The sequence below is a fragment of the Bradyrhizobium sp. AS23.2 genome (genome assembly GCF_001908185.1).
Classification (GTDB): domain Bacteria; phylum Pseudomonadota; class Alphaproteobacteria; order Rhizobiales; family Xanthobacteraceae; genus Bradyrhizobium.
Window position 1 is genome coordinate 1 of the sequence record NZ_LGHM01000263.1, and the last position, 8446, is coordinate 8446.

The following is an 8446-nucleotide window of genomic DNA, read 5'->3' on the forward strand; positions in this document are numbered from 1 at the left end:
TGATCCAGCCAGGCAACCGGAGCTCGCCATAGCTTCGCGAAGTTGCTCGTGCTGCCCGACTGAGGAACGGCGAGGGCGCCGGCCCGCCGGTTCGCGCTGGCGGGCCGCTCCAACGCTCATCCGTCGCCGTGCGGGTTCGCTGCCTTATTGTGCCGAGCCCCTGCGATGAGCGGCTAGTTCTTTGAGACTAGTCGTTTATCTCTAACTCTCATGTCCGGCTTGGCGTTGGCGATGCGCGATGGAATGATTCATTCTTGCTTGGCGCGATCGTATTGACAGTGCGCCCAAGCAGGAGCCGACGACAATGATTCTCCGCGCGCTCTGCCTTTCATTGCTTGTTGTGAGCGCATATGTCGGCGTCGCGAATGCCGCGAGTGATACCGCGAACAACGATTTGCCGATCATCATCGGTCCGCTGCCTCCCGTGCGCATCGGCCCTCCGCCGTTGCCGTGGCCGCCTAATATCCCTGTCGAACCGGTGCCGATCCGTCCGTGGCCGCCGCTTCCGATGCCACCGCTTCCGACGCCACAACCGATTATCCCTGGTCAGGGGTGCGGGCCAGCACCGGGCACAGCTTGCCCGCTCTGAGGCAGACACCGTCCGCTCGCGGGCCAGACGCGGAGCCACCGATCACGGTATAAGGACGGCAGCGAACGCCATAGCTATGGGAAGCAGCCCGAGACCGATCGCGCCGGCCCTGTAAGCCATTCCCTTGTCGAGTAGTGGTTTGGATGGGTGACGCATGACCAAGCCTCCTCGCATCCCACCGAGGCCAACATGCACCCGCTGAAGCAAATCCGCTAGGGCCTTTATGCCGCTTCGCGGTGTCCACACCGCCAACTGCCTGGAGGAGGAGGCCACAACAACCACGATAAAACGGCCGGCGTGGCGATTCTCGCTGGCCGTTTCATGCGCTAGCTAACGGAATTTGTTGCAAATGCTCCGGATCAGACCTTTTGAACCGATGGCGGCTTCCAGGTGCCATCCAGGATGGAAAATGCCGGCGCTTCCTCGGGCATGTAGAGCCGGAACATCAGGATGAATTCCCCTTGCGGGGTAGGCAGCCAATTCGATTCCCGATCTTTTCCCGGATAGTCGGCCTGGAGGTAGAGTTCCGTTGAACCGTCCGCATTTCGTTTCAACGTATTGCGCTGGCTCAGCGTGTATCGGTTCAGCGGGTTCGCGACAAAGAACCATTTGTCATTATACATCGTCAGGGACCAGAAGCCACGCGCCGGCGGAAATGCGCCCGGTGCAAACCGGATGACATACTTGTTCTTGCCGTCTAGCTTCGCGCCCTGCGCATCCATCTGCGTGAAGGGATACACCGCGTCCTTCGGGTCGTTGGCCCCGAGACCGACGGCCGTGACGAAGGCGCGCTGCACGTAGTCGGTGCCATAGACGCCCGTCTTCAACATCACCACCCAGCCATTTTCGAGCGCGAGGCCGCCCCCTTTATCCTGCCCCATGATCCGCTTGATTCCGGCTTCGCGCGCGTTGCTCACACCACGCTGAATGGCAGGCGGAAGGGTGGAAAAGTCAAAAGGCTGTCCGGGCACGAGTCCAATGCGTGCGAAATGCGCCATAGCGGCCGCATCCGCCGCCACCGGACCATTGGTGGCCATCAGCTTTGCCAGCAGCGCGAAATAGTCCGCGGGGCTGAGACGTTCCACCTGGTCGCGGACGGCGGTCTTCATATCGACAGAGGGGTCCACCTTGCTCACCGGCGGCTTGTATTCGCCCTTACCCCACGCGCTGAGAGGCACGAGCCGATATTGGTCCTGCAGGGCGTGGACCTTTTTGTAGTCTTCCGGCGTGCCGGTGCAGTAGGTGCGCCCATGTACCCAAAGAAGGTCAGTCGGGGAACTGATGCGCGGCAGGTCCGCAGGCACTGGGCCCGTGTAGCGCGGACCGGTGATCACATAGGCCTGTGCCCCTCCCCCGGTCGTGCGTGTTCCCGGCGCGGCGATGACGTTGGTCCACGCATCGAGCATCGGGAAGAGATAGTAGCGGTCGCCCATGTCGGGCCAGGAGAGGACTATCGGCTCCGGCCCCAGGTCGAGCCAGCCCTCTGAATAGAGTGTATCGGCATTGGGCGCCGTTATGCCCGTGAAGGTCGCCGTCGGATATTCCCGCACGTTGGCGAACTGATTGACGGGTGACCGAATCCCTTCTGGGCGCGCGACATTAGTCATGACTTGCCGCGTCATGTAAGTCGTGACCAAAGGGTATCCGAAGACATAGGCGTCGGTAGCGATCTGTGCCGCTTCGGCCTCATCGTTTGTCCTCACGGGGAGGTCCGTTTGCGCAAACGCCGGAAGCTGCGCGATTGCCGTGGAAGCGGCCGCTCCTATCGGAAGCGTTAGCATTCCGCGACGTGACATCCGTAACCGGCCCATCAAGAGTCTCCTTCAGCTGAGCAAAGATGATCCGGGAACGACACGATCCGCGGATTGTGCTCGCTATAGAGGGGCATCGAGAATGGCGCTGGCCATCTTACGCCAAAAACTCCACGTTCAAGGGCTCGTGACGTGGGATCTGCGGTCCCATACCTCAATAAACCGCACATCAATCCCAGCTCACCAAGGTCGAGCGAGCGGACAAAGTTGCTCAGGCTCCCCGTTTCCTCACGCGGAGCGGACGCAGGCTACACACGATAGCGCCGGCAGTCAGTCAATGACCCCCGACATGATCGAGGACTTTTCCTGCAGGGCCCGCGCCGTGAAGCCGGCGGCTATCGGCGGGATCACCTGCGCGCGCTGGCTCAGCGTGTCGAGGTAGCAGACGACGAGATTCGTATCACGGGATCGAAATCGGAACTGCTTCGCACCCTGGTTGCCGCTTCGAGTGTACAATCGGCGGCATTCGGCGTTCGCAGTTCTGTACTGAAATGGCGCACCCGACACGATTCGAACGTGTGACCTTTGCCTTCGGAGGGCAAAGGTGGGGAGATTGCCCTTGCTTACCTGAAATCCCTTGGAATTGCTGGCCCCCAGATATAGGCTGAAAACTGCCTGATTTGGGGGCTACGGTCGTTGCTCCGAATTTCCCCCGGTTTCCGGCGCCTGCTTACCCGGCGCTTACCCGAGGGAAAATTGCCCAAGCTGACGAAACGCATTGTTGATGCTGCGAAAACCGCCGGGAAGGATGTCTTCCTCTGGGACGACGAGCTCCGTGGATTCGGCCTGCGCGTCAAGAAAAGCGGCGCGAAGTCTTTTGTTGTCCAGTACCGGAATGCCAATGGGCGCAGCCGACGGCTCACCTTAGGCCGCTATGGCGTCCTGACCCCAGAAGAAGCCCGCAGAGACGCCAAGCTGGCCCTCGTGGACGTCGTTAGGGGCGCGGATCCCGTTGAGAGCAAGAAGCTCGCCCGCGGCGCCATGACGGTGGAGGAGCTTTGCAGGGAATACTTGGAGAAGGCCGAACGCGGTCTGATCCTTACCCGCCGCGGCGAGACGAAGAGCGAGACTACGCTGTACAGCGACAAGGGACGCATCGAGCGCCACATAATCAAGCTCGTGGGCAAGAAGACCGTTAAGGGCTTCACTTCCACGGACGCCAAGGGCTTTCAGCGAGACATCATCGCTGGCAAGTCCGCGGCCGACGTCAAGACCAAAACCCGAGGGCGGGCGATTGTGACGGGCGGGAAGGGGACTGCCGCTCGGACGATAGGTCTGCTGGGTGGCATCTTCAGTTATGCTGTCGATGAGGGCTATCGACCCGACAACCCGGTCAGCGGCATTAGGCGTCCAAAGGACCAGACCAGGGAGTGGCGTCTGGACGACGCTGGGTATCGCCGTCTGGGCAAGTGCCTCGCCACGGCTGAGGCGAATGGTGAGCACTGGCAGCGCGTTCTCGCGAGCCGTGCGTCCGCGATGACGGGTTGCCGCCTGGATGAGGTGGAGGGACTGCTGAAGACCGAGGTCGACCCGGTCGGGATGGCCCTTCGCCTTGGTGACAGCAAGACCGGGAAGAGTATCCGCCCCGTTGGACCGGCGGTCATCGCGGTCCTCAAGGTTGCTATGGCCAAGTCCAAGTCGAAGTATGTGTTTCCTGCCATCACGACCGAGGCGAAGCACCATACCGGCCTGACACGATGGCTGCAGAAGGTGTCAGCGAAAGAAGTTCCGGGGATCACTAGCCACGGGCTGCGACATTCGTTCAGCTCGACGGCCGAGGACTTGGGCTATTCGATCCCGACCATCAAGGCACTAATCGGACACTCTCGAGCGAGTGTTACCGAGGGCTATATTCACAAGATCGATTCGGCGCTCCTGGCTGCAGCCGATCGGATCGCTAGGCACATCGACGATGCAATGATTGGAAAGAAGCAAAGCAAGGTCGTCCAGCTTCGGACGGCCTGATCAATCGGCGCGGCTAGGGTAGCTCCCGAAAAGCTGGTCCGCACCAGCCTGCCGCGTCGTCCATCATGCGGAGCACAAGCGGAAGTGCACTATGGCTACGGACGACACCTATTTCGAGAACGGGCGTGAATATTATAAAGCGACTGACAATCCCGTTTGGCCCGGTCGCAATCGAGAACACCCTTCGGCAAAGCCTGGATGCCGAGAACACCACGGACCGCTGATCGAAACTGCCCTCGTCAAGCATCTGCTCGCTCGCCTTGATGATCTTGAAATCGGAAGTCGGCCGAGCGGAGGCGAGGTCACTGCCGCGGGGAAGGATCGCGAAGCATTCGAGGCATTGAGTATTGCTGGCCAACTCGTGCGGTGCGTGGCGGGCTGGGCGATAAATCATCAGATAGGCTTAGGGTCTGAGAACCTTAAGTATGTGCCCCTACAGCCGTCCGGAACAAGGTCACATCCGCAGTACCTGCAAGAGCGCTCGATTGTGGACAGTCACGTTCATGAAAAGGCGGGTGCCACCTTCCATCCAAGAGATGACGGCAGCGCCGAGGCGGCGAGAAAATGCTTAGTTAATCTATTGCGCGCCAACCCTGGGGCTATGCCAACCTGGCTTCAAGTCAGGACCATCCAAGGTCTCGAAGCTCTCGACTATGGCGAAGTGCAGCCGATGTTTGCCCCACTCGCCACCGGCCGCAAGCGTGACCTGACCGTGTTGCGCTTGCAACTGGAAGCATTGGGAATGGTGGCCTTTCGTCAAACGTTGGGGAGCTTAAAAAAGGACGCTGTTGCTGAAGTGGCGGGCGTTTTGAATGTTGGAGCCAATACGCTCCTGTCTTGGGAGACGAGGTTACGATCCGAATTTGGCCGCCTAGAGGTGGATCGCACGATAAGCTTCGCGCAAAATCATGCTTCTTGGATAAAGGAAGCGCGCAAGCGGCGTCTCCAAGGAGAAGAGTTCGACTTTGATGCCGGAGACATCGAAATGCATGAAGCAGACTATAACGACGAGGCGCTGATGAAACTTGGGGCGCAGTACAAGGCTGCCCTCGCCGGCTAAACAACGCGCAGAGAGGCCGTCTGCGCATTTGAAGACGCTCTGAAAAAAGCACGTCTGCGCATCGAAAAGTCTCTGCGCAGACCCGCCTCGTAAGCATCGCGACGAGGGGAGTTCGTGCGGGTAAGTACCTCGCATTACTTCCCTTCGCCACGCGAGGCTTTACGATGAATGAAACTAACGAACGGCAGTCGGAGCGCCATCTACGGCGCAACGAGGCCGCCAAGTACGTGACTGACACGTACAACGTTCCCTGCTCCCCGAAAACGCTCGCGAAGCTGGCCTGCATCAGTTCGGAAGGGCCGCCCTTTCGGCTCGCCGGTCGCTTCCCCCTTTACCCGATCTCGGGGCTCGACGCCTGGGCACAAGGAAAGATCGGCCCGCTGGTCCGATCGACCTCCGAAGTCCGTCGCGTTGCCTAACTCTAATCCCCAAAAACGAAAACCCGGCTGCACGATCCACATCTTGGCGGATCTGATCGTGCGCACCGGGCTCTCTAGGAGTCTCTGAACTTGAAAACCTGTAGCAAACGACACCCCAAAGCACAATCGGTTTCCGACCTGCCGCTCTTCAGCTGGCGCATCGTGGTGGTGCGGCCGAGCACCCGCGCCGGCAGCTTCGTCGCGCGCCGTTATCGCGTTCATCCGGCGGTCGCTGATCTGATCGCCAACCTCGCCGGCATCGGATTGGGGGTGGAGCAATGAGCAGCATCACCATCCGCATGCCGAGCGGGGCATGCCAGACGTTTAACGGTCGTGAAGCTTGGGCATTGCGCCAGTTGATCAACGCTGGACCGGCCGGCATCACGACCCTGACCAATCCGGCGCCGAGGCTCGGCCATTATATCTTCAAGCTCCGCCGTGCCGGGCTGACCATCACCACCGAATATGAGCCGCACCGCGGATCGTTTCCGGGGACACATGGCCGTTACCGGCTCGAAACCCCCGTCATCGTTGTTGCAGAGGCTGCGTAAATGAACTTTCATCACTCACGCGCGCCCCTGACCGCAGACGAGTTGAAGCGCCGCGCCGAAGCTCTGTCAGCGAACGCCCGAGGCTCGGACCAAGCTCAGAGCCGCGCCGGGGACGAAGCTGCTGACACCCCCAGCGATGAGCGGCGATATGGGCCCACGGCCGCGAAAATATTGCGCGAGGTAAAGCGCAGCGTGGCGCTGGCGTCTCAGGACGCCAAGCTTGCGGTTTTCACGGAGGCGGCAGCAACGCTGGCGGATGCCGTGGCGAGCCAGTGGGTGCCCAAGAACGTGATGGTCGATCGCCTGTCTGAAATCGCCGTCGCTCACGGGTACTTCGGTCGTGATCGATGTGAGATCGAGGCCATGATCGGAAAGTACGCGGAGAGGGTTGCCGACGAGAAGCAAAAGCCGGATCAGACGTCGTCCGGCTTGAAACTCGCGAAGCGGCGGTTGATCGCGCATCGCGCCAGCGACCTCGAACCGGAGAAATTGGTCTGGGTTTGGCCCGGTCGTATCCCGGAAGGCAAGCTCGTCCTGCTGGGTGGGCCGCCAGGTCTCGGTAAGAGCCAGCTCACCGCGTTCATGTCGGCCACCGTCTCGAACGGTGGTCACTGGCCGTGCGGCGAGGGCTCGACGCTCCCAGGCGACGTCATCTTCATGTCCGCTGAGGATGGCGTTCAGGACACCATCATCCCGCGCCTCATGGCGGCGGGCGCCGACCGTGACCGCGTTCACATTGTCTTGGCCGCGACCAAGCCGGACGGGACCGGTCGGAAGACGTTCAGCCTGAAAACGGACGTGGACCTCCTGGAGGAGATGGCAAGGAAAATCGGCACGGTCAGGCTCATCATCGTTGACCCGATCTCGGCGTACATGGGGGGCAGCGACGGCAACGGCAACGTGGAGACCCGCGAAGTTCTGGAGCCGCTGGCTGACATGGCGAACCGTCTCCGAATCGCCGTGGTCGCCGTGACGCACCTCAACAAGGGCGGTGGCGGTGGCAACCAGAGCGCTTTGAACCGGTTCGCCGGCTCGATCGCGTTCGTCGCCGCGGCCCGAGCTGCGTTCGCCGTGATCGAGGATCCCGAGGACGACGAGCGCCGGTTCTTGCTCCAAGCCAAGAATAACCTCGGCAAGAAGTGCAAGGGGTTGGCCTTTCGGCTCGAACAGCGCTTGGTCGGGGACGACGTCATGTCATCGAACGTCATGTTCGAGGGCGACCACGTCAGCGAGTCGATCGACGAAGCGCTGTCCGCCTCCGAGAACCGCGGGACCAAGAAGGGGCAATCGGGGGGCGGCAAGGAGGACGTCATGCAGTTCCTGAGGGACATCCTCTCGGCCGGCCCGGTGGACGTTCTGGAGGTCGAGCGCCAAGCCCGTGCGGCTGCGCTGTTGGAGGACGACAAACGGCTCAGCAAGAGCAAGGCCTTCCGCGACGCCCGAACCGAGCTGGGCATCAAGTCAACTAGGGACGGCTTCGGTCCCGGTTCCCGGTATGTGTTGGAGTTGCCGGACGCATCATGGGCGCCCGAAAACCCCATGGGCGCCCCCTCCCAAACAAGGGCGCCTATGGATGATTTGGGCGCCCATGGTCAGGTCGGAGGTCGCCAATGAAGGACCTCCGGACCCGCCTGAAGGACCGTCGAGCCCATTGGCTCTTCCGGTTCGAATGCGACGGCCAGTCCTACACCGGCGGTATCGGCCGGTTCGAGGATGGCCGGATCGCGGAGGTATTCATCAACGGGACGAAGGTGGGCACGGCTGCCGAGACCAACGCTCAGGACGCGGCAATCGTCGCGTCCTTGGCCCTCCAGCACGGTTGTCCGCTTGAGACGATCCAGCATGCCTTGGCAAGGTCGGGCGGTTCGGCGGGCCCCTTGGCAACGTTGCTCAGGAGGGTCGAAAATGAAACCGCCTGAGGCCTCTCATTTTAACGTGCTTACTCCGTACGACCCTCGGGAAGGCATCAGCCTCGGAGCGGCGGCTAAGAGAGCGGGAAAATCCGAGACGACCATCCGAAATTGGTGTCCCCAGCATGGTCTTGGGCGTCG

General features: G+C 61.2%; 9 protein-coding genes. 7 read left to right on the forward strand and 2 right to left on the reverse strand.

Annotated elements, in window-relative coordinates:
* Positions 1-948 precede the first annotated feature (948 nt).
* The gene (locus AC630_RS40245; protein WP_245330653.1) at positions 949-2292 is read right to left on the reverse strand and encodes a DUF1254 domain-containing protein; all 1344 of its coding nucleotides are present in this window, start codon (positions 2290-2292) and stop codon (positions 949-951) included.
* A 378-nt stretch (positions 2293-2670) separates the two neighbouring features.
* Positions 2671-2856: a hypothetical protein gene (locus tag AC630_RS46515; protein WP_074123886.1), complete on the reverse strand. Its 186-nt coding sequence runs from the start codon at positions 2854-2856 to the stop codon at positions 2671-2673.
* A 240-nt stretch (positions 2857-3096) separates the two neighbouring features.
* Between AC630_RS46515 and AC630_RS40255 the strand changes: the two genes are divergently transcribed.
* From AC630_RS40255 to AC630_RS40290, 7 genes are all read left to right on the forward strand, one after another.
* Positions 3097-4365, forward strand: a complete 1269-nt coding sequence (locus AC630_RS40255) for a tyrosine-type recombinase/integrase (RefSeq protein WP_074123894.1) — start codon at positions 3097-3099, stop codon at positions 4363-4365.
* Positions 4366-4456: 91 nt separating this feature from the next.
* On the forward strand, positions 4457-5425 hold the full coding sequence (locus AC630_RS44900) for a hypothetical protein (protein WP_143198697.1): 969 nt from the start codon (positions 4457-4459) through the stop codon (positions 5423-5425).
* A gap of 164 nt (positions 5426-5589) precedes the next feature.
* The gene (locus AC630_RS40270; RefSeq protein WP_074123889.1) at positions 5590-5844 is read left to right on the forward strand and encodes a hypothetical protein; all 255 of its coding nucleotides are present in this window, start codon (positions 5590-5592) and stop codon (positions 5842-5844) included.
* 90 nt (positions 5845-5934) lie between these two features.
* Positions 5935-6126, forward strand: a complete 192-nt coding sequence (locus AC630_RS40275; protein WP_074123890.1) for a hypothetical protein — start codon at positions 5935-5937, stop codon at positions 6124-6126.
* On the forward strand, positions 6123-6395 hold the full coding sequence (locus AC630_RS40280; protein ID WP_074123891.1) for a winged helix domain-containing protein: 273 nt from the start codon (positions 6123-6125) through the stop codon (positions 6393-6395). Before AC630_RS40275 ends, AC630_RS40280 begins: the two co-directional genes overlap by 4 nt.
* Positions 6396-8009: an AAA family ATPase gene (locus AC630_RS40285; protein ID WP_074123892.1), complete on the forward strand. Its 1614-nt coding sequence runs from the start codon at positions 6396-6398 to the stop codon at positions 8007-8009.
* Positions 8006-8314: a TSCPD domain-containing protein gene (locus tag AC630_RS40290; RefSeq protein WP_074123893.1), complete on the forward strand. Its 309-nt coding sequence runs from the start codon at positions 8006-8008 to the stop codon at positions 8312-8314. Before AC630_RS40285 ends, AC630_RS40290 begins: the two co-directional genes overlap by 4 nt.
* Positions 8315-8446 lie beyond the last annotated feature (132 nt).

What these genes read in the sequence shown, in the direction of transcription:
- AC630_RS44900 (WP_143198697.1), top strand. Translation starts at nt 4,457, where the DNA reads ATGGCTACGGACGACACCTATTTCGAGAACGGGCGTGAATATTATAAA.
- AC630_RS40270 (WP_074123889.1), top strand. Translation starts at nt 5,590, where the DNA reads ATGAATGAAACTAACGAACGGCAGTCGGAGCGCCATCTACGGCGCAAC.
- AC630_RS40280 (WP_074123891.1), top strand. Translation starts at nt 6,123, where the DNA reads ATGAGCAGCATCACCATCCGCATGCCGAGCGGGGCATGCCAGACGTTT.
- AC630_RS40285 (WP_074123892.1), top strand. Translation starts at nt 6,396, where the DNA reads ATGAACTTTCATCACTCACGCGCGCCCCTGACCGCAGACGAGTTGAAG.
- AC630_RS40290 (WP_074123893.1), top strand. Translation starts at nt 8,006, where the DNA reads ATGAAGGACCTCCGGACCCGCCTGAAGGACCGTCGAGCCCATTGGCTC.